A 22,273-nucleotide genomic window follows, 5' to 3' on the forward strand; every position below is an offset into this window, starting at 1 on the left:
CCACCAAAAAAGTTTCGACCTTAGACCTGTCCATTACCAGTATTGATGGCAGAGCAAGACTTCAAACGCACAACACATCATTTTCATCTTTGGTGGTGGTCGTCAGACCATGTTAGTTTGAACACGCACTATAAAGGATACAGGTTGCTTTTTTTGTATTCATACAAAATAATAGGGTCATGCTTAAAATGATGAGACATCACAGTAAAAGCATTCACCGGAAATAGCATCATCCGTCCGGACAGCAGCATACATTAGAAAATCTGAATATCCGCAGCTTGAGCTTGACCCCAAGAAAAACTACTGCTAAACGCGGTCTGGCTTCTTTGAATTTACGTCGATAGACGTTTTTCTTATAATCATTCTAAATTAATATTCATTATGCTGGACTGCCTGAAAAGAGTCAAATGAAGTTTTCATGAATGACAAGAGATGTAAAGGTGGAGGAATTTGCGGCAATGTACGATGTACTGATCGGCAGCTTTATATCTGCCTTCTCTACAGGAATCGGCGCTATACCGATTCTATTCATGAGGAGAACTATAACCCACCGCCTGCGCGACATCATGCTCGCTTTCGCAGCAGGCATTATGACCTCAGCCTCCATGTATAACCTGATTCCCGAGGCGCTCGGCCATTCCAACTTGTTTGTTTTGACCGCAGGGCTGCTGCTGGGGGCGCTCGTGCTGCTTGTACTGGAGATGAATATCCCCCATGTTGATTTGGAAAATCCCGATCAGGGACCTCTTGTGCCCATCGAGGCCAAGGCTTTTCTGATTATTGCGGCCATCACACTGCACAATCTTCCCGAGGGGCTGTCGGTCGGGGTCAGCTACGCCAGTGAGGATCAGAACCTGGGCAACCTGATCGCCTTCTCCATCGGTTTGCAAAATGCCCCGGAAGGCTTTATTGTTGCTCTGTTTCTCGTTAACCAGAATGTAGGTCGGCTAAAGGCGCTGGGCATTGCAACACTGACGGGGGCAGTCGAGATCGTGACCAGCATAATCGGATATTATCTGAGTTCCTTTGTTTCCGGCTTGGTGCCCTATGGACTGGCATTCGCCGCCGGTGCGATGATGTTCATCGTCTACAAGGAACTGATCCCTGAAAGCCACGGAGACGGCAATCAGCGTACGGCCACCTTATCCTTTTTGCTCGGACTGCTCACCATGATCGGCCTGACGGAATGGCTTTAATGTCGGGAGCGAAGCAGACGAAGCCCGTTCAGGATCACAAGCAGTGTGCTTCCTTCATGTCCAACTACCCCCAGTGGAAGCGCAATGTTCTCCAGAAAGTTGCCCGCAATCAGCAGCAGAATAACCGTTATCGCAAAAATCATATTCTGCTTGATAATCCGCTGGGCGCGGCGGGCCAATGCAATAGTCGGAGCAATCTCTTCAATACCATCATTCATCAGAACGACATCGGCCACCTCAAGTGCCGCACCGCTTCCATTCATGCCCATGCCCAGGCCTACTGTTGCCGCCCCGAGAGCCGGTGCATCATTTACACCGTCTCCGACCATCACGACATGGCCATAACGCTCCCGCAAGCCTCTGACATGATTAACCTTGTCTTCAGGGGTGAGTCCTGCATACACTTGGTCTACTCCAGCTTGGGCTGCAATGACGGATGCCGTCTCATGACGGTCACCTGTCAGCATGACCACCTTCACGCCCATGCTGCGCAGACGCTGTACCGCTTCGGACGCCTGCGGGCGCAGCTCATCACGCATAGCAAACAATGCGGCAACCTGCCCTTCATGCAGAATGACAGATACTGTCTTGCCTTCCCCTTCGAATTGGCTGCGCAATTCCTTCCACAACGCGGCATTCTCCACTTGATCAAGGATATCGGTCCGTCCAATTTTCCAGTGTGTGCCATGAACCTCGCCTTCCATTCCCCAGCCTGTCAGCGATTGAACATTTGCCGCTTCCGGCAGGGTGAGAAGCCGTTCAGCCGCTTTCTTCACCACAGCTCTTGCCAGCGGGTGCATGGAAAATGCCTCAATGGACGCTGCCGTTGAAAGCACTTCATCCTCCGCATATCCCTCGGCTGTCACCCAGTCCGTTATTATTGGCGCTCCGACAGTCAGCGTGCCCGTCTTGTCAAAGGCCACGACAGCGGTCAAAGCCATATTTTCAACATGCGCCCCGCCCTTAAAGAGGATTCCTTTGCGTGCTCTGTTCGATATCGTGGACAATACCGCCGGCATAATAGAAGAAACAAGAGCACAGGGAGACGCCACTACCAGGAATACCATCGCCTTATAGAAGGCTTGCTGCCAGCTCCAGCCCAGCAGAAGCGGAGCACCGGCGATAAGCAGAAGGGTAACACCTACCACGATCCGTGCATAAACGGATTCAAAGCGCTTGATAAAACGCTGCGAGTCCGGGACCTCCGTCTGCGCCTCCTCCACCAGCCTGATAATTTTGGCGAACAGCGTTTCCTCGGTGTTTTTCGTGACCTCCACGTACAATACGCCTTCCCCGTTCAAAGTGCCTGCGTACACTTCATCTCCCGCTGTTTTGTCCACAGGCACCGACTCCCCTGTAATGGACGCCTGATTGACAACAGAAAATCCCTTGGTAACGCGCCCGTCAGCAGGAATCAGTTCGCCCGGCTTGACGAGCAGCAGATCTCCTGGAACGAGTTCATCTATGTTTACCGTTTCCATCTCCTTGCCGGTAAGGCGAAGCGCCGTCTCAGGCTTTAACGCCATCAGCTCCGAAATGTCCTTGCTGCTGCGCTCGTTCGTATAGCTCTCAAGCGCACCGCTGAGCGCAAATATGAAGATAAGCATCGCCCCTTCATTCCAGTAGCCGATAGCGGCAGCACCGAGCGAAGCCGCGATCATCAGCAGATTTACATCCAGATCACGCTCTTTCACCAGTGTTTCTATACCATCCCGCGCCTTGGCCCATCCGCCAAGCGTATAGGACAAAATATACAGCACAATAGACAGCCAATACGACCAATGAGACACTGCCCATGCCGACAGCATCAGAATACCGCTAGCCGCTGCCGTTTGTATTTCTTTGTTTTTAAGCATGCTGCTAAGCTGAAACTGGCGTTTGCGGCCGGGTCCCTGATTGCCCGTTTTAGCCGCTCCAACTCTGACAGAAGGGGGAAAAACGTTGTTGATAGCCTGCATTTTCATCACAGTCCTTTTCTAATTGAGAATGAGAGCCATTGTTACTGCCCTTAAAATGACACATGCTGCTTCGCCATATAGGCAAAGCAGCATGTTTAAATGAGAATGATAATCAATTTTGCAATTAATCAAATATTTTGTATTGATGAAAATTTATTTCATTATACTCCTTGCACCCGGGAAATGTAAACATGCCGAACTAAAAATAGGCCAACCGGACAAGAAGCCTTCATCCAAAAATTTGCCACATTCCTTCTCCGCCTTGATTCTGCCGCAGTGCCAGCTGCGCTGCTTTAAGTTTAATGAACGCCGCCTCGGACGGAGGGCAGACGAACCCCGAAACGCCCGATTGAAAGGCAGGCTCCGTATGCTCATCCATATGGCTGAAAATGGCCCATATCTCCATGGCGGGCCTGATCCTGCGTACGGATTTTATAATTTTATCAAGTTCAGCATAATTGAGAAACATTTGCGTGCAATCAATAAAGAGCAAGTCGGTATAATATGCAAGCTCCGCTGCAGCAGCCGGCAAGGCTTGGTCGGCAGACAGCAGCACACCGATGCGGTAAGGCACACTATGGTAGTAAGTCCATAACGTCTGCTCGGCTACAGCATCCACCCATTCGCGCAGCTTTCTGAACGTATCTGCTTCTCCGGGATTGGCGATTACAATCTCGGGCACCGGCTCCCAGCCATTCCTCATAGCCTTAAGCGCTGCACGCATGAACGCCTCCAGCTGCTGATCCAGAAAATAATCCTTATGCAGAGAGACGCCTGACTCCTGGACAAGAGACATGGTTACCGGCCGGCCTTTCATATGCTCAAACCAGTACTCATACTCGTGCTTAAGCCTGCTGATCATCCGGCCGGACAACAAGCTGCGCTTCTCCGGGGTACTAGCGGACATATAGGATTGAAGCAAATCGGCTATTTTCCCCTCCTGCCGCAGCCCACTGTTAAAGAGACAAAGCCCATCAGCTTTTCTTCCGCGCGACACCATCCTGCTCTCCCAACCGGCGTTCAACCGCAGCCGCAAAAACCGGAAATCGTCGCACCATTCCAGCAAGGTGTCCTCTGCTGAATTCCACGGTGCATGAAACAGGGCTGCGTCAGAATGCCTGCGGATTGCATCCTCCAGAAAATGCTGCAGCAGCGCATTCGGTTTGCTCATGACGCCTCTTTGAACAAGCTCCACCAGCAAAGGAACAGATTTACTGCTTATCGCAGTCTCCTCCTTATCCAAATCGTAATCCATGGATACACCTTCCTTTCGATCCGGCTCACTCATGAAGCAAGTTGTCAGTAAGCGCTTACCAAGGTGTGGAACTGCATTACTCCTCTAGCGTATTAAGCTAACATTGGATTTATACTCCTACCTCATATTCCTGCCATTAAACAAATAGATCCTCAGTCCCGGTTTGGGGATGAGGATCTATTTGTTTCATTCGATTAGTTTATGGAGAAGTCGGACCGCTGGCCTCTCTTCCGAGCAAACGATCCCGAGGGTGCTCCGGAAGGACAGAAGCGTACAACTCACACACCGCGGGATGTGTGGATGCCGCCAGTTGGTTTTTGTCACTACACAGCTCCACAATCCGCCCTTCTTTCATTACAGCCAGCGAATCTGAAATTATATGTGCCGCCTTTACATCATGCGTTATAAAAAGATACGAAAGACCAAGGGTCGCTTTCAATTCGCTAAGGAGGGTCAAAATCCGGGTTTGATTCACCATATCCAGACTGCTGACAGGTTCGTCAAGTACGATCAGCTTCGGCTTCAAAGCGATTGCTCGTGCGATATTAATACGCTGGAGCTGCCCGCCGCTGAATGTATGGGGATACCTCTGCATATCTGCTGCCTTTAACCCAACTGCTTCAAGAAGTTCTCCAACCCGCCGTTTCCGGTCAACCCGGGTGAGATTCTCGTAATTATCCAGCGGCTCCGCGATGATCTGCTCGGCAGTCATTCGCGGATTGACCGAAGAGTAGCAATCTTGAAACACCACCTGTAGATCCCTCCGAAGCAATCTGGCTGTTTGTGGATCCACATTGTACAGGTCATGTCCCTGGAAGATAACCCGTCCCTGACGCGGCTGTTCCATACCAAGAATGACCTTGCCCAGTGTACTCTTGCCTGCCCCGCTTGTACCGAGCAGGCCCAGGCATTGACCCGGTTCAATTGCAAACGACACCTTCGAAAGCACTGCCGTCAGACTTCCAGACCGCCACAGCCGTTTGGATGAACGGTATGCATGAGAGATATCCTTAACCTGTAAAAGACTCATCTAACCCTCCATACTCTTCTGCTTCAACTCCTGGTTTATGCGTGTTTGAACGCCCGGGAGCGTTGGACTTCAAGGCTGGCCGTGCTTGCAGAAGCTGCTTCGTATACGCATGCTGCGGATGATCGAATAGCTCATATACATCCGCCCGTTCGACGATTTGACCGTGCTGCATAACTATCACATCATCGGCCAGTTCCGCAATAACCCCCAAATCATGAGAGATCAGCAGAACCGAGGTGCCATAGTTCCGGCGCAGCTGGTCCAGCTGCCGCAAAACCTGCAGCTGATTAACCGCATCCAGCGCTGTCGTCGGCTCATCTGCGATAATGACCGCCGGCTTTAAGCACATGGAGATGGCGATCATCACCCGCTGCAGCATCCCGCCGCTTAGTTGAAACGGATAGCGACGCATGACATCGGCCGCATTCGGCAAGCGGACATCCTCCATCGAAGTGATGGCCAACTCTGCTGCTTCCCTCCGCGTAAGCCTTGCATGTGTTCGAATCGTCTCAATGAATTGGGAGCCGATCGTCGTGACAGGAGAAAATACATTCATCGGATTTTGCATGATAATGCCGATATCTCTCCCTCGAATGGATCGCATAACACGTGGTCTCATGCCGTTTAGTTCAACACCCTGGAGCCGTATGCTGCCTTCAATGAAAGTTTGCTTGCGGTCAAGCAGCTGCAGCAGCGCCAAACTGGTCACCGTCTTTCCGCAACCGCTCTCGCCAACAATGCCGAGCACCCTTCCTGGCTGTAGCTCGAAGCTGATCCCATGGACGAGAGGGACAATGCCATCCGGCGTATACGCTTTGACCTTTAGTCCGTTTACTTCCAGTACAGGCTCCGGTTTAATCATTAAAGCTCCACGTCCTTTCCAACACGTTTGACGCCCAGCCGTTCCGACAAAGCTTCGCCTAGCAAATTAAACATGGCAACGATAAGCAGAATGAGAAGCCCCGGGTACAGCATCAGTTCCGGATTGCTCCGGATATATGCTTTCCCTTCATGAATCATAGCACCCCACTCTGGCGAAGGAGGCTGAATGCCAAGCCCCAGAAAGGAAAGTGCCGCGATATCCATAATGGCCCAGCCGATCTCCAGCGTTCCCATCACCATAACCGGCGGAAGAACGTTCGGAATGATATGTCGCCTAATGATGTTCCATCGCGAGGAGCCGCTGATCCGTGCTGCAGCAATGAAATTTCTCTCCTTCAAGCTCAGCACCATCCCCCTGAACATGCGGGCATAATAGACCCACTGTACAAGCACCATGGCCAGAACAACCTGAGCCAGACCCGGACCAAATACACCGACAAGACCAAGCACCAGCACCAGTGTGGGAAAAGCCATGACTCCTTCACAAAAACGCATGAGGACATAATCCGCCCAGCCCCCAATATACCCGGACAACGTTCCGATGAATAGTCCAATGCCAAGCGATGAAATGAATATGAGCGAGGCAAAGCCAAGTGAAACGCGTGCTCCATATAAGAGGCGGGACAATATACAACGCCCCAACTGGTCTGTCCCCAATGGGTAGTCCCATGAAGGCGGTTTAAGCTTCATCGCGAGGTTCACCTGTACTGGATCATGCGGTGCAATCCAGGGGGCGAGAATCGTAAGCAGAAACAGCAGCAGTAAAACAATCGAACTGGCTATTGCGATTTGGGGATTCCTGAGGCGGACCCGTAATGCGGAAATCATCGCTGAACCCTCCCTCCCCGTGCAATGCGAGGATCAAGCACCATCTGCAGCAGGTCTACAAGCAAATTGCACACAATGAACAGACAGGCTGAAACGAGCACATAACATTGAATCACCGGTATGTCCCGATTAAAGATCGCTTCAATAAAATACCGCCCGAATCCGGGCCAGGAGAACACTTCCTCCACAATGACCGTGCCTCCGAGCAATTTTCCCATGTTCATCCCTAGTCCGGTCAGCATCGGTGAGAATGCAATACGCAATACATGCCTGCTCAGAATGACCCGCTCTTTTATGCCCCTTGTTCTCGCATACAATACATAAGACTCCTGCAATTGTTCCAGAACCGTGGTACGCAGCAGACGGGAATAGATAGCGATCAATCCCATTGCCAAGGTTAACGAAGGGAGCAAAAGATGCAGCCATGTGCCGGTTCCCTGGACCGGCAGGAGATCCAGCTTGACGGAAAAAATGAATATAAGCAAATATCCAAGCCAAAACTGAGGAATCGATGCCCCAAAAAAAGCAATGATCCTGCCCAGATGATCAACAATTCCATTCTTGTGAATGGCAGACAAAAATCCGATTGGAACACTGATGAGTATAGCTAATGCAATACTGCTGAACGCCAGCTCAAGTGTGGCAGGGATTCGCTTGGCTACCTCTTCCCAAACCGGTTCATTCGAAAGATAAGATGTGCCGAAATCCAGTCGGCACATCTTCATCAGGAAATGAGCGTATTGTACAGGAAGCGGCTGGTCCAAGCCGAATTCATGCCTTTTCTGGGCGAGAATCTCGTCGGTCGGATGAATATGCGCTGCTGTCAGGTAAGCTTCAGCCGGATCAACCGGTGAGAGATGGACTAAGATAAACGCTAACAGCGTAGCGAAAAAAATGAGTGGTATGACAGCAAGCAGCCGTTTCCCGATAAATCCGCCCATGTATGGCCTCCCTGCTGCTTACTCGTTAATCTGTAAACTTGTGAACGCATTTCCATCCCGATTCGCCGGAAATTCAACGCCGCCCAGTTTCTTGTTAGCAACGATCATTTTTTTTACATAAGAGATTGGAATAATCGCAGCCTGCTCTTGCATCGTCGTCAGAATGGAACCGTACAGCTCTTCACGCTTCTTCTCATCCGTTGAGACAAGCGCATCATGAATTTGCTGATCAAGCTGCGCCTTCATCGGCAGGTTGGCCAATGCTTCCGATATCCCAAAGCCCTTCTCAGCCGTAATCTGAATAAAGGAGTGCGGGTCATACGGCGAGCCGTAGTTGCTGAAGAAGTTCAGGTCAAAGTCATTTGCACGGAACCTTTTGATTTGCTCGGTCAGATCGAGACCTGTAATGTTCAGTTTAACACCGATTGCGGCCCACTCCGCCTGCAGCGTCTCAGCCATCGGCTTTTGAGTTTGCTCGGATTTCTCATAGATCAGCTCAAGCTCAAGCGGTTTGCCGTCCTTTTCCCGAACTGTTTTGCCCTCCGGCAGCTTCCAACCCGCTTCATCCAGATAGGATTTGGCTTTCTCTACATCATAAGGAATCGGTGTAACTGAAATATTCGTATACGGCAAGTTCGTAGCCAACAAGTTATCGGCCTTCTCTTCTAATCCGGACGTAACACCATCAACCATCGCCTGTTTGTTAAAACCCGCCTGCAGCGCAAGCCGCACGTTCAAGTCTGCCAACGCTTCATTAGCCGTATTCAAGACGAGTTGTCTCGTTGCAACAGGTGCAGAGAGTTTGGTCTCATACTCACCGGATGCCTCAAGCTGCTTGTATGCATCCAGGCTGATCATACCTTCGCCATAAATCAGATCAAGTTCGCCCTTCTCAAAAGCCAGCACGCGTGTATCGCCGTCAGGAATAATTCTGATGACGATTTTGTCCACCTTCGGCTGCTCGCCCCAATAGTTCGGGTTGCGGGTGAAAGTTGCATATTCATCCGTTTTATAATCAGTCAGCATCCATGGTCCTGTACCTATCGGGGCTTTAACAGCTTTCGATGTATCTCCATCATCCGGAAAACCGGCCTCACCAAGGAAGCGAACAGGACGAACGACAGACAACTCCTGGATCGTCGGATAATAAGGTTCTTTTAATGTCAGCTTAAACGTGGACTCATCCACTGCTTCGGTCTTATCCAGAAGCGCGATAAAACCAAGCCAGCTGTGATTATCGACATTCTTCATAATGGCATCAAAATTCTTTTTCACAATCGCTGCGTTAAAAGGGGTACCATCAGAGAAGTTTACGCCCTGACGGATTTTAAATATGTATTCCTTGCCATCTTCGGAGATTGTCCAGGACTCGGCCAATGCAGGCTCCAGTTTGCCCCCTTCACCGTAATTGACCAAAGGCTCGAAGATCATCGATTGCGCGATAAGCTGCGACGGATTGTACACATGCGGATTCATCGGTCCGATATCACGTGGCCAAGATAAGGTAACGACCTTTTCTCCAGCCGTTTGGCTTGCCGCAGCATTCCCCTGTACAGGTGTGTTTTCCGCTTTGGAACAACCTGCGAGCACGCTGGACAAGAGAAGCATTGCCGCCACTAGTAAAACCATCGATTTCCTCGTTCTTGTATGCATTTCTTAGTTGACCCCTCTCAGTCTCTCTCTTTCTGCGAATACCATTGATAATTATTATCAATTAACGCTAATGATAACCTTTATCAATTAGAAGTGTCAACAAGATTATTTATCGTGCCCAGAGCTGAATTTGGCTACTAAAAAAGGACCTCATCCCCACTCAATCGTGGGTTTGAGGTCCTTTGGTTTAGATCATTAATGAGCAACCATATTGTAAGTCATGATCCAGATCGATCCGCCCACAATCGTCAGCAGAATGACAACCCCGAGGATCAGGGTCATAACATTCCATTTTGGTCCATCTCCCTCACGGATATGCATGAAGAAGAAGAGCTGTACGATAAATTGCAGAACGGCGGTCACCAGAATAACAACCATGGTCGCGGTCTTGCCCATCATGTGATTTAAAACAACAACCAGCGGAATGATGGTCAGAACGATGGACAGAATAAAACCGATAACGTAGGATTTCACGGAGCCGTGACCCTCATGCCCATGCGAATCCGCGCCTGTGTGGTGCTGTGCCATCTACATCACCCCCATCAGATAGACAACTGAAAGTACGAAAATCCAGACCGCATCCAAAAAGTGCCAATACAAGCTGATCGCGGAAATTTTACCTCTGGTTACATCGGTAATCCCCCGCCGCTTCAGCTGAATCATGAGGCCGATCATCCAGCAGATACCTACGGAAACGTGCAATCCGTGTGTACCTACCAAGGTAAAGAACGCAGACAGATAAGCACTGGTCATGAAGGTTGCCCCTTCATGAACCATTTCTACAAACTCGTAAATTTCAAGCCCCAGGAAGCCGAGGCCGAGCAGTACAGTGACTACCAGCCAGGCGAGAAGCTGCTTCAGGTTGCCTTTATTCATAGCCAGCACGGCGATACCGCTTGTAAAACTGCTCGTAAGCAGCAGGAAGGTTTCGAGAATCACACCTGTCATGTTGAAAATTTCAGGCCCTGGTCCTCCAGCCGTATTGTTCCGCAGGACTGCGAACGTAGCGAACAGTGTACTAAACAAAATAACGTCGGTAACCAGGAAAATCCAGAAGCCGAGCATTTTCAGTTCCTGAGGATCGTGATGTCCATGGTCATGGCCGTGGCCATGATGTGATGTTGCTTGTGCCATTATACCGACCCTCCTCTTATAGCCGCTTCGGTGCGTTTAACTTCATCCACAGGGATATAGTAGTCCGCGTCGTACGAGTAGAAGGAACGGGCGATCATACAAGCCGCAACACCAAGCAAGCCTGGAATGATAAAGATCAACCAGCCGAATACAAAGCCGAAGCCTGCAACAAACCAGCACACCGACATAATGAACGGAATGGCCGAGTTCTTCGGCATATGGATCGGTTCGATTGGCTGTTCTTGCTTGTGAATTCCCTGTTTGCGCCGTTCTTTCTCTTCCCACCACTCGTCACGGTCTGTAACCTGCGGAATGGTAGCAAAGTTGTATTCAGGCGCAGGAGATGGAATGGACCATTCCAGCGTCCGTGCATCCCAAGGATCGCCGGATGCTTTCAGCTTGCGGTAATGCTTGATGCCCATGCCGATTTGTGCAACCTGGAAGAGGAACGCAATCCCCATCAGGAACGCACCAATCGTGGACACGAAGTTGAGCGGAGCCCAGCCTGTATCCCAGCCGTAGGTGCTGATCCGGCGGGTCATACCCATCAAACCAAGCGAATATTGCGGCAGGAAGCAGACATAGAAGCCGATGTTCCAAAACCAGAACGCCCATTTGCCCAGGTTCTCAGGCAGAGAGAAGCCGAACATTTTAGGCCACCAGTAGTACAGACCTGCAAAATAACCGAACACAACACCGCCGATCAGAGCGGAGTGAAAGTGAGCGATCAGGAAGTAACTGTTATGGAACTGGAAGTCTGCCGGTGCAACGGCAAGCATAACACCTGTCAGACCTGCGATCAGGAAGTTCGGGATGAACGCGATCGCCCACATCATCGGTGTCGGGAAGCTCAGCTTGCCACGGTACATCGTAAACAGCCAGTTAAATACTTTAACCCCTGTCGGAATGGCTATCGCCATCGTGCTTATCGCAAAGAAGGCATTGACATCCGCGCCCGAGCCCATCGTAAAGAAGTGGTGAGCCCAAGTGAAGAAGGACAGAACGCTGATAATCAGCATCGCGAACACCATGGATTTGTAGCCGAACAGTCTCTTTTTCGCAAATGTACTGATAACGTCCGAATAAATACCGAAAGCAGGAAGCACCACGATATAAACCTCAGGGTGACCCCACATCCAGATCAGGTTGATATACATCATCGGATTGCCGCCCATATCAAGCGTAAAGAAATGCCCGCCGCCAAAGCGGTCCAGGAACAGCAATGCAAGGGTGACCGTCAGAATCGGGAATGCAAAAATGATGATAATACAAGATGCGAATACCGACCATGTGAACATCGGCATCTTCATCCAGGTCATGCCCGGAGCGCGCATTTTAATAATTGTTACGATAAAGTTGATGCCTGTTGCAAGTGAACCGATACCTGAGATCTGTATACCCCAGATATAGAAGTTTTGTCCTACACCCGGACTATACTGCAGCTCTGACAAAGGCGGATAGCTCAGCCAGCCTGCATCCGGCGAACCGCCGATAATGAAGGACAGGTTGAACAGCATCGCACCCATAAAGAACAGCCAGAAGCTGAGGGCGTTCAGGAAAGGAAAAGCAACGTCGCGCGCCCCGATTTGCAGGGGAACCGCGATGTTGAAAAGACCGAACATCAGCGGCATCGCCATGAAGAGGATCATGATCGTACCGTGTGTCGTAAATACCTGGTTGTAGTGTTCAGGGTGCAGGAAGTTAATATCAGGAAGCGCGATTTGGGCACGCATCATGAGGGCATCCACACCACCGCGGAACAGCATCAGGATTGATGCCAGGATGTACATAATACCGACTTTCTTATGGTCAACCGTCGTCAACCAGTTTTTCCAGAGCCAGCCCCATTTTTTAAAGTAAGTCAGCACGAATAAAATCGCAATTGTTGCAAGTGCGATCGATACCATTGCCCCATAAATGAGGGGATCGCCGGTAACGAAAAAGAATTGTGCAAACTCAATCAATCTGTCTAGCATTGGGGGCCTCCTTTCCCGAGATCATTAATGTCCTGCATTAGAATGACTTGCTTGCCCCTCTTCACTGCCGGCAGCCGACGCAGTCTTGGCTGCCGCTTCCGCAGAAGCAGTCTCCGTTACGGCTGGCGCGTGAGCTCCGTGACCGCCATGAGGATTTTCGGAACCTTCTACAACGTATTTCGTAACAATCCGTTGAAACAAACCTTCAGGGAATGCGGAATAGGTTGTCTTCTGTCCCACGCCCGGCTGCGCGAGAGCGGTATAACCGTCCTCTGTGAGCGGGTTGTTCTCCTGCTTCGCTTGCTGCACCCATTGATTGTATTGGTCGCTGGTTACGGCGTTCACGTCAAATCTCATTTGCGCAAAATGCTCACCGCTGAAGTTGGCTCCCGAGCCGTAATAAGTTCCCGGGTGATCCGCCTGCAAATGCAGGGTCATCGCCATGCCTGACATCGTATAGATTTGCCCGCCGAGCTGAGGAATCCAGAAGGAGTTCATCGGAGCATCAGACGTCAGTTCGAAGCGGACCGGCACGTCCTCGGGAATCGTCAGGGTGTTCACCGTTGCAATCCCTTCATCCGGGTACATAAACAGCCACTTCCAGTCCAGGGAGCTAACCTGAATGGTAATGGGTTTCTGTGCAGAAGCTAATGGCTTGGAGGGCTCAAGGTCATACGTATATTTTGCAGTAATTATTCCGATAGCGATGATAATAATGATCGGAATCCCCCACCAGATCGTCTCCAGCTTCGCGCTGTCATCCCAATGCGGCTTGTATTTGGCCTTGCTGCCCGGTCTGTCCCGGTAGCGCCAGATGATCACGAATGTCATGACCATGACCGGGAGAATTACTACCGAGGCCAGAACGGTAGTAATAATAATCAGCTCTTTTTGCGCTTGGCCAATTGGTCCCATGGAATCGAAAACCCAGTAGCTTCCGCCCGAGAAAAAACACGTCCAAATGATCAAGGCTACCGTGAGCACGGTCAAAACCAATGCAATAACAGCTTTTGGTTTTTTGTTCATGATGTTCCCCTCTCCTTAAAATGTGCTCTAACTACGCACCCATTACATTCTGTCCTTATATAAGATAGCAGAAAATCACTCGTTTTTTTGCGTTGTTAACAAATTTGTCGATATTTCTTTTGATTTTGTGAATTTAATCTCAAAAAAATTTTTTTCTCTTGCAAATCGTCACCGGATCAGGTTCGGTATTCTTGCCCAAGAAAACGCTGTCTATTCAGCCTGCTCAGGCTTTAAAACCTATAAGTGAGAGTTCAAAAAGTCAGGTTTTCAGCACCGAAGCCTATGCTTCCGGAGTGCGTTTTTTCAAAACGCTTGAGTTGAATGAAGATAGGGACTGAGGAGCGGAGCGTACTTTGGGGTACGTGAGCACCTGAAATGTTTCCGCAGGAAACATGCTTCGGAAGCATCTGCTTAGGCCCGGCTGAATTCAAGATTCGATGTCGAGTCCGCTTCCTGACCTACTTCGTGATCAAAAGATGACTTTTTGAACTACCTCTATAATCTTAAAAAAAAGATCCCCGACGCAGCCATGTCCGCTCACCGAGGATCTTCTCATAGCAATTCACTAAGTACATTCATGGGTGCAAGCATCCTCTAGCGAAGGTCATTGCCATCCTCCTGGTCTTCTCTTTTGCGTATAGCACCCATATATTTCCCTATAAAATAAATAAATATACTTCCCACCACAAAACCGATCCCGATCATCAGCCCCAAATTACGGTCACTGAAGAAGCTCAAATTGACCACGATGGTGACCAATCCTATAATTAACGCCACCCAGAAAAAGAAAGTCATGGCCGCTACGGAGCGCTTCATCCGCTTGTCCTTTGTTTCTACTTTATCAATGGGCTGGGTTCTGTAAGACATAACAACACCCTCCTTCCAAAGCTCATTTCCAATTCCCGATACCTGTTAAGTATCCCGCAAAAGCATGGAAACCATGTAATGCTTAATTAAACAGAATGCGAGTCCTGGTAAACAAAAGAAGGGAAAGAATCACAAATCAAGACTGTCCGCTCCATAATTTCACGCGGTCCTTGATCAGTTGTGTATACTCCTGTTCCATTTTAACGGCGCCGGCTGCATCCAGTTCCTGCAGCATTCCGTCATATGCTGCATCAAAGCTTTCGGGCGAGCTCAGAATGGCTTCCGGGATGCGTTTGCGGATGATGTCCTGTGTCTTCTCGAAGGTAACATGATAATTGGAGCCGGTCTCGACGGTCAGATTGTAGGCTGCTCCCCACGGCTTGACCGGGAATTCCTCCTTATCCGGGAACAGCTCCTTCCAGGTCTCGACTCCATAAGCTTTTAACGTTTCTTTCTCGGGCTCGGAGTAGGATGCGACAATCTGCTCCGGGAATTTAGTTGTATAATAATTGCCTGTGGAGTCTTTAACTCCATCTCCGTAATGCCCGCTCATCAGCGTATACAGATCGATACCGGTATTTTTTTGGAAGCTGGTGGCATTGTTGGTTTTCTCGTTCAGCACATCCTCCGGAATGACCCGCTTACCATCCTTCATCTCGTAATGCTTGCCTTCGATCCCCCAATTGAGCAGCACCTGCCCTTCTTCGGAAGCAAGGAAGTCAAGAAATTTAATGGCCCGCACCGGGTCTTTACAAGAGGTCGTAATGCCCACACCGTAGCCTGAGGTAAAACCTGCACTCTGGAAGGTACGGTCTTTGTATTCTTCTGACAATGTAACCGGGAAGTGGGCATAGGTGGCATCCTCTTTGCCTGCGGTTTTCAAAGCATTTTCTGCGTCCTGATATCCCCACTCCTGATCAATCAGTCCAAGCACGCGCCCGCTTGCGATCTTGGACTTGTACTGGTCGCTTTTCTGCACAAAGCTTTCCTTGTCGAGCAGCCCTTCGTTGTACATCTTGTTCAGCCAGCGGAAATATTCCTTCTCCTCCGGTCGTTTGTAATGCAGCTTGGCTTCATAGGTTTGAGGATCGATGTAATATTCCCCGTCATCCGGGGCCCCGGTCGCCTGAAATGCCGGATTGGTCACCGTAATCATGATTCTCCAGTCATCCGCATCCAGCGTAAGCGGAATGGTGGGTTGCCCGTCAATCGTCGGGTGCTTCTCCTTATAGGCTCTCAGCACGTTTTCAAAATCTTCGAGCGTCTTCACCTCCGGATATCCGAGCTCCTTCAATACCCTGTGCTGAATTTCAAATCCCCCTGTAGCATCAAAGTACGTCTGATCCACCCCTGCATACGAAGGGATCACGTAAATCGAGGGATCTTCAAGACTGTACTTCAAACGGTCCATGTATGGCCCGTACAGCTTCTTCAGATTCGGCGCATGTTCATTGATCAGATCCGTCAAATCCAGCATGGCGCCAGCATCCACCAGCTTTGCCACTTCCGCTTTGGCAGACACCAGGTCCGGATAATCGCCGCTGGCGGCCATGAGGGAAATACGATCTTTACCGCCATCACTGATTGCATATTCCGCATCAAGAGTAACACCCGTCCGTTTAATGATTTCCTGTCCGATCTCATCTTTCATATGGTTCCATTGCGGACTCGAGTCCGCGCCAAAAAAGGTGAACGTAATCGGGTCAGTTCCGCTGCTTGAGGCAGGCGTCTCTTTACCGCCCCCGCAGCCTGCGAGCAGGGAAAGGGACAGTAATGGAATAAGGGTAAATTTCGCAATCTTTCTTGATAACATATGAGTTCCTCCCAGAGAAAAGTAGGTTCAGGACTTAACTGCTCCCAGCGTCATACCTCCGACAAAATATTTTTGCAGGAACGGGTATACCAGCAGAATCGGCAATGTAACCACAATCGTGATGGCCATTTTGATGGATTCCGGCGAAATCTGCGTCATTTGCTGAGCCATGTCGTTGACATTTCGGGCCGCTCCGCTGCCACCCTGCTGGGTGCTCTGGAGCACTTTCATAAGCTCATATTGGAGCGTAGTGAGATGCTCTTTCGAGCCGTTGTACAAATACGTGTCAAACCATGCATTCCACTGGCCAACGGCCAGAAACAGGGCAATGGTAGCCAATACGGGCTTGCAGAGAGGCAGAATAATCCTCCAGTAGATCGTAAAATCGTTGGCTCCGTCCAGTTTGGCCGATTCCTGCAGGGCATAGGGCAGACCATCGATAAACGAACGTACGACAAATACATTAAACGCACTGACAATTCCAGGTAAAATATACACCCAGAAGGTGCCGATCAAATGGAGATCCCGCATCAGAATATAAACCGGAATCAAACCGCCGGAGAAGTACATGGTCAGGGCAAGGAATACGGAAACGAATCTTCTGCCCTGAAAATCCACTCTGCTCAGGGTGAAAGCCAGCATCGAAGCGCTGAGCAAGCCCAGCAGCGTTCCTGCCAGCGTGCGCAGGATCGAAATTTGCAGGCCCTGTAAAAGCCCCTCATATTGAAAGATTGTTTTGTAGTTTTCCAGTGTAAATTGACGGGGCCAAATATAAATGCCTCCACGAACGGTATCGGTCGAGTTATTAAGCGAAATGGCGAGCACATTAAGGAAAGGATAAAGCGTAATGACAAGCACCATCATCATGAACAGAATATTGAAGACATCAAACAGCTTCTCCGATCTCGTCGCATTAAAGGCTTTATTGGTCAAATGGAGCTCCTCCTTTACATAATGCTTTCTTTCGTGAACTTCTTGAACAGGCCGTTAGCCGTGAAGAGCAGGATGATGCTGACTACCGAGTTAAAAATGCCGATGGCTGTTCCGTAGGAGAACCTGCCCATGTTCAGACCGTAATTCAAGGCGTACAGATCCAGTACCTCCGAGTAATCCATGACCAGACTGTTACCGAGCAAAAATTGTTTTTCAAAGCCGATGCTGATCAGATGACCGATGGACATAATGAACAGCACTGCAATGGTGGACCGGATGCCGGGCAGCGTAATATGCCAGATCTGCCGCAGCCGGCTGGCTCCATCCACCCGGGCGGCTTCATATTGCTCCTGATCGATGCCAGTAATAGCCGCCAAATAAATGATCGTATTCCATCCCATTTCCTTCCACACATCGGAAGCGGTTACAATATACCAGAACCAGCTCCCCTTTGCCATGAACTGGATCGGCTCGTCGATCAGGTGAAGTCCCATGAGCACGTCATTGACAATACCGCCGTCAATGGACAGCATTTTGGTAACTAGGCCTGCCACAACGACCCAGGACACAAAGTGGGGAAGATAGGAAACCGTCTGCACAAACCTTTTGAACACCATGCCCCTGAGTTCATTCAACAGAACCGCGAACAGAATAGGTATGGCAAAACCGAAAACAATGCTGAGCCCGCTCATGGCCAGCGTATTGCGCAGCACCAGGTAAAAGCGTTCGTCCTGAAAAAGCTCTGCGAAATGCTTGAATCCTACCCACTTCTGCTCACTGAAGGAACGAGCCGGCTTATAATCCTGGAATGCCATCGTCCATCCCCATAAAGGAAGATAACTAAAAACAAACACCCATATGACAAAAGGCACCGACATCAGGTACAGATACTTCTGCCGCACTGCGGTTTTCCAAAAAGCGGCCTTGTGCCGTTTCGAACCGGCTTTGCCCTTGGATGTGTTGCGGGAAGCCCTATTGTTACGCGGCGCCGGTTTGGTTAACGTGTCCATGACAATCCCCCTTTTACATGTTACCAAGATGATACCGCTTACATTCGCAATTTGATACCTGCTAAATTAGAGGAAAAATCCGGTCATTTTTAGAGATTTCCACTTTAACTGCGTGTTCAAAAAGTCAGGTTTTCAGCACCGAGAAGGTTGGATGAAGCTAGGGACTGAGGAGCGGAGCGTACTTGGGGTACGTGAGCACCGGAAGGCCCGGCTGAATTCAAGATTCGATGTCGAGTCCGCTTCCTGACTTACTTCGTGATCAAAAGATGACTTTTTGAACTACCTCTGTAACTGCCCTTTACCAAAAAGAACCCGGACACAGGTCCGGGCCTCACCTCTTCTGAAATTCACTCCGTCTGCCCCTTCTTCCGGTTATAGCTTCGGTATGCGGAGGGAGAGCAGCCTACATATTTTTTGAATTTTGCATGAAAGTAGTCCGTATTGGCATAGCCCACATGCTGCGCCACTCCGTGCACCTTCATTCCTTCGGCAAGCAGCCGCTTGGCATTCCTGATTCGCACTTTATCCAGGTAAAGGTTAAACGGCTCTCCGGTATGCTGCTTGAACAGTTTCCCGAGATAGGAGCTGTTATAATTGAAGGTTTCCGCCAGCAGCTCGAGCTTCAGATTTTCCCCATAATGTGTATGAATGAAGTTCACAATCTGCTTCATGACCGCCTCTTTGCTGCCTTCGCCCAAGCTCGCCGTCAACTGCTTCAGCCGCAGCTGCACCTGCTCCACCAGTTCGGGAAGTGAGCGCTGCCCATAGACTTCCGCAATCAGGCTGGCCGGTTCCAGGGAAGAACTGCTCCGTTCCCGTCCTGCCATATATTTATCCAGAGCAAGCGTCATAACTCGTGCAAAGCCCTCTTTGACAGACTGCTCGCTGTCCCCATGGGATAAGCACATCTTCTCCATGTCCTGCAAGATCTGGGCAACCGTATCCTCATTGGCCATCTCCAGCGCATAATAAAGCCGGTCCGCCAAATCCCTGTGTGGCATCCCTGATTCAGTCTCAAGGAACGTGTCCCCGGAGTTCTCAAGCGCATTCTGTCCCAGGGCCACCCAGTCGGAATGAAGCAGAACCCTGTCTCCCCGAAACAAAAATCGCCGTTCCAAAAGGAAGCCCGCAGCATCGCAGGAGGCTTTAAGCTGCCCCAGAGAGGTTACTTCCCGGCCGGCCGCCGCATATACGGCTGCGGCACAGGAAGACAGCGTCTCCCGAATTTCCCTCATCAGCTCTAACGCCTGTTCCGGCCTCTCCAAGGGCCGCCGCAGCAAAATGCCTGTATGGCCGCCTGCTGTAAAAACGAAGCCGTAACTCCGCTCACGGCACATGTTCGATAGCTGTTCCCTGGCCAACGCCATTCTGCCCATCCGGTCCGTATCAGGAAGACGGATATCCAGCATGATCACCTGGTAAGAAGGCCATTGAAGCTCCGGAGGGACGGGCCCGGGCTCTCCTTCCCCGCCTTTATAGGCATTCAGCAGCAAATCTTCCAGATAATCGCTGTACCTGTCATGCCTTCCATCGGCAGCCTCCCTGCTCTCCAGCATACGGTATATGCGCTGCAGCTCCTCCGCCATTTCCTCCTCGTCGACCGGCTTGAGCAAATAACCGTCCGCTCCGATACTGATCGCCTGCCGCGCATATTCGAAATCGGCATACCCGCTTAATATGAGAAAATGGAACGGTATTCCCGCCGCTTCCTGCTGTATTTTCCGGATGACGTCCAGTCCGTTCATGCCTGGAAGCCTGATGTCCATAATGATCAGATCAATCTGTACGCGCTCAAGCTTCGCCAAGGCTTCCCTGCCACTGCCCGCCGTATCCGCCACTCTGAAGCCGAGAGCGCCCCAATCCATAATCGTGGTCAGCCCTTCCCGAATTGCCGGTTCATCGTCAACGATCAGTACATTATACATTTGCCTCCTCCTCCACAGGTAAAGTAAAGCAGACCCGCGTTCCTTCTCCCGCCTTGCTGTCCATCCGAATCCCGTACTGTTCCCCGTACATCAGGGTCAGGCGCTGATGCACATTCCGCATGCCGATACGGCCGGCTTCCGGCTCTTCTTCTCCTTTGAAGGAAGCCTCGACCTGCTCCAGCCTGGACGCCTCCATGCCGCTGCCGTTATCCGTCACCTCGGTATGCAGGCAACCGCCGCTCATTTGCACGCTCACCATCACGGTAACCGGCTCCTCCTTATTTTCAAGACCATGCACGACCGCGTTTTCCACCAGGGGCTGGATGATCAGCGGAGGAATAGGCGCTTGCAATACCGCCTCATCCGCGACCACTTCATAGTTCAGGCGTTCCCCATAACGGAATTTTTGAATTTCGAGATAGGAGCGCACCATCTCCAGTTCCTCCCGCAGTGTCGTATATCCACCTTTGATTTCTATATTTTTACGCATCAGCTTGCCCAGCAGCCGCACAGCCCTTGCGATGTCCTTTTCTCCCCTCATATGGGCTTTCATCCGGATCGATTCCAGCGCATTAAACAGGAAATGGGGATTGATCTGGCTAGCCATCATTTTCAGCTTGATATCCCTCTGCGCCAGTTCAAGCCGGCTGTTCTTTTCGCTTGTATCAGCTACCTGCTGCATCAACTGATGGATGCTCTCCACCATCCGGTTGAACTGGCGCGATAAATCGCCGATCTCATCTCCGCCATCCACTCTGGTAACCACATTCAAATCTCCGCGCGCCACCGCATTCAAATCTTCACGCAGCCGCTGCAGGCGTCTTGTAATCAGAACAGATATCATCGACACCAATACAAGCGCCGCAACCAGCACCGTCAGAATGCAAATAAAGCCGATCAGACTAATACGGTTGGCCCCGCTTACAATACTGGCCGTGGAGAATACGGATATGATCCTCAGGCCGCTTTTGCTCGACTGTGGCAGCAGTTCGTCCACAACAATGTTAGCGGATTCCCCATTAACTTCAGCTTTATAGGTTCCTTTGCCTTTGTTATGAAAATCAAAGCCCAGCTTCAGCTCTTTCAGCGTCCTTCCCACCATATCCGGGTCCTTGGCGGCAACCACAACCCCCTGCTCGTCGGCAATCATCGTATGAAAGGGCTCTTTGCTGAGCATACCGTTCAATTCGTTCTGATTAATGCCGATGACAAGCACACCACTCGTCCGGTGCTCCGGGAACGGAATTTGCCTGACCAAACTCAGCTTATTCAGCAGATCGTCTTTGGCATCACGAATGTAGTACCAACGAATTTCCGTCCCCGTGAGTGCTTTCTTGAACCAATATGCATTTTGCGTATCGATATCCACGGGAATGAACTCCAGATTGTTGACCAGTGTCGAATTAAACGAATAAAAGCGAAGGCTGTCGATTTCCCGGTACTGTTCCCTGTATTCCTTGAAGTCGTCAAATTCATGATAAGCTCTGGTCAAATCCAGCATGCCCCCATATCGTGTGTTCACGATAGCGTTTAAATTGCTGTCAAACATAAGCTGGTTGGATATGTCCGTTGGCACACGGAGCAGATTGCCTGTCTGGGTTTTAATCTTCTCCACATTGTTGACCGTCTGTGCAATGGCGCTTTGCAGCGCCTGCTCCCGCAGATAGACAATCATGGCTCCTCCAACGAGCAGCACGGGGATCATCACGATCACCACATAAGAAAACAGCAGCTTGTTCCGCATCCGGACATTGTTGATCATTCGCGGTACTCTTCCCACACATGCCGCCTCCTGTTTTATAAGCGCTTTCATATTCCTGAAGCCAAGAAACCTCCATAAGCAACT

At 50.3% G+C, this 22,273-nt stretch carries 18 protein-coding genes; 1 reads left to right on the forward strand and 17 read right to left on the reverse strand.

Translation table 11 applies throughout. The features are described from left to right. Positions 1–458: 458 nt before the first annotated feature. Positions 459–1,196 (forward strand): ZIP family metal transporter, encoded by a 738-nt coding sequence (locus ACE5LO_RS15510; protein WP_375521042.1) that lies wholly within the window; start codon positions 459–461, stop codon positions 1,194–1,196. Here the strand turns inward: ACE5LO_RS15510 and ACE5LO_RS15515 are convergent. From ACE5LO_RS15515 to ACE5LO_RS15595, 17 genes are all read right to left on the reverse strand, one after another. Beyond that, a complete protein-coding gene (locus ACE5LO_RS15515) occupies positions 1,193–3,154 on the reverse strand; it encodes a heavy metal translocating P-type ATPase (RefSeq protein WP_375521043.1) in 1,962 nt (653 codons plus the stop codon). The two genes, ACE5LO_RS15510 and ACE5LO_RS15515, sit on opposite strands and share 4 nt — an antisense overlap. Before the next feature lie 229 nt (positions 3,155–3,383). Beyond that, positions 3,384–4,409 carry a hypothetical protein gene (locus ACE5LO_RS15520; protein WP_375520927.1) on the reverse strand — a complete coding sequence of 342 codons (1,026 nt, stop codon included), beginning with the start codon at positions 4,407–4,409 and terminating at the stop codon, positions 3,384–3,386. A gap of 199 nt (positions 4,410–4,608) precedes the next feature. Next, positions 4,609–5,439 (reverse strand): nickel import ATP-binding protein NikE, encoded by an 831-nt coding sequence (gene nikE / locus ACE5LO_RS15525; protein ID WP_375520928.1) that lies wholly within the window; start codon positions 5,437–5,439, stop codon positions 4,609–4,611. Continuing rightward, entirely contained in the window at positions 5,420–6,301 is an 882-nt protein-coding gene (locus ACE5LO_RS15530; RefSeq protein ID WP_375520929.1) for an ABC transporter ATP-binding protein, read from the reverse strand. The genes nikE and ACE5LO_RS15530 overlap by 20 nt, the downstream gene beginning before the upstream one ends. After that, on the reverse strand, positions 6,301–7,149 hold the full coding sequence (nikC, locus tag ACE5LO_RS15535) for a nickel ABC transporter permease subunit NikC (protein ID WP_375356696.1): 849 nt from the start codon (positions 7,147–7,149) through the stop codon (positions 6,301–6,303). The genes ACE5LO_RS15530 and nikC overlap by 1 nt, the downstream gene beginning before the upstream one ends. Beyond that, entirely contained in the window at positions 7,146–8,090 is a 945-nt protein-coding gene (gene nikB, locus ACE5LO_RS15540; RefSeq protein WP_375520930.1) for a nickel ABC transporter permease subunit NikB, read from the reverse strand. The genes nikC and nikB overlap by 4 nt, the downstream gene beginning before the upstream one ends. 18 nt (positions 8,091–8,108) lie before the next feature. Next, the gene (gene nikA / locus ACE5LO_RS15545) at positions 8,109–9,743 is read right to left on the reverse strand and encodes a nickel ABC transporter substrate-binding protein (protein ID WP_375520931.1); all 1,635 of its coding nucleotides are present in this window, start codon (positions 9,741–9,743) and stop codon (positions 8,109–8,111) included. Positions 9,744–9,938: 195 nt separating this feature from the next. Next, entirely contained in the window at positions 9,939–10,271 is a 333-nt protein-coding gene (gene cyoD, locus ACE5LO_RS15550) for a cytochrome o ubiquinol oxidase subunit IV (protein ID WP_375520932.1), read from the reverse strand. Next, positions 10,272–10,877 carry a cytochrome o ubiquinol oxidase subunit III gene (gene cyoC, locus ACE5LO_RS15555; RefSeq protein ID WP_375520933.1) on the reverse strand — a complete coding sequence of 202 codons (606 nt, stop codon included), beginning with the start codon at positions 10,875–10,877 and terminating at the stop codon, positions 10,272–10,274. Further along, positions 10,877–12,853 carry a cbb3-type cytochrome c oxidase subunit I gene (locus ACE5LO_RS15560; RefSeq protein ID WP_375520934.1) on the reverse strand — a complete coding sequence of 659 codons (1,977 nt, stop codon included), beginning with the start codon at positions 12,851–12,853 and terminating at the stop codon, positions 10,877–10,879. Before ACE5LO_RS15560 ends, cyoC begins: the two co-directional genes overlap by 1 nt. A gap of 24 nt (positions 12,854–12,877) precedes the next feature. After that, positions 12,878–13,879, reverse strand: a complete 1,002-nt coding sequence (locus ACE5LO_RS15565; RefSeq protein ID WP_375520935.1) for a COX aromatic rich motif-containing protein — start codon at positions 13,877–13,879, stop codon at positions 12,878–12,880. A gap of 594 nt (positions 13,880–14,473) precedes the next feature. Continuing rightward, positions 14,474–14,746 carry a hypothetical protein gene (locus ACE5LO_RS15570; protein WP_375356705.1) on the reverse strand — a complete coding sequence of 91 codons (273 nt, stop codon included), beginning with the start codon at positions 14,744–14,746 and terminating at the stop codon, positions 14,474–14,476. Positions 14,747–14,882: 136 nt separating this feature from the next. Further along, positions 14,883–16,559, reverse strand: a complete 1,677-nt coding sequence (locus tag ACE5LO_RS15575; RefSeq protein WP_375520936.1) for an ABC transporter substrate-binding protein — start codon at positions 16,557–16,559, stop codon at positions 14,883–14,885. A gap of 27 nt (positions 16,560–16,586) precedes the next feature. Continuing rightward, the gene (locus tag ACE5LO_RS15580; RefSeq protein ID WP_375520937.1) at positions 16,587–17,492 is read right to left on the reverse strand and encodes a carbohydrate ABC transporter permease; all 906 of its coding nucleotides are present in this window, start codon (positions 17,490–17,492) and stop codon (positions 16,587–16,589) included. A gap of 14 nt (positions 17,493–17,506) precedes the next feature. Beyond that, on the reverse strand, positions 17,507–18,502 hold the full coding sequence (locus ACE5LO_RS15585) for an ABC transporter permease (protein WP_375520938.1): 996 nt from the start codon (positions 18,500–18,502) through the stop codon (positions 17,507–17,509). A 347-nt stretch (positions 18,503–18,849) separates the two neighbouring features. After that, positions 18,850–20,427 (reverse strand): response regulator transcription factor, encoded by a 1,578-nt coding sequence (locus tag ACE5LO_RS15590; RefSeq protein WP_375520939.1) that lies wholly within the window; start codon positions 20,425–20,427, stop codon positions 18,850–18,852. Further along, positions 20,420–22,240: a cache domain-containing sensor histidine kinase gene (locus ACE5LO_RS15595; protein WP_445993907.1), complete on the reverse strand. Its 1,821-nt coding sequence runs from the start codon at positions 22,238–22,240 to the stop codon at positions 20,420–20,422. The genes ACE5LO_RS15590 and ACE5LO_RS15595 overlap by 8 nt, the downstream gene beginning before the upstream one ends. Between the last annotated feature and the right edge of the window lie 33 nt (positions 22,241–22,273).

Origin of the sequence: Paenibacillus medicaginis, assembly GCF_042138635.1 — a bacterium.
GTDB classification, from domain to species: Bacteria; Bacillota; Bacilli; order Paenibacillales; family Paenibacillaceae; genus Paenibacillus; species Paenibacillus medicaginis.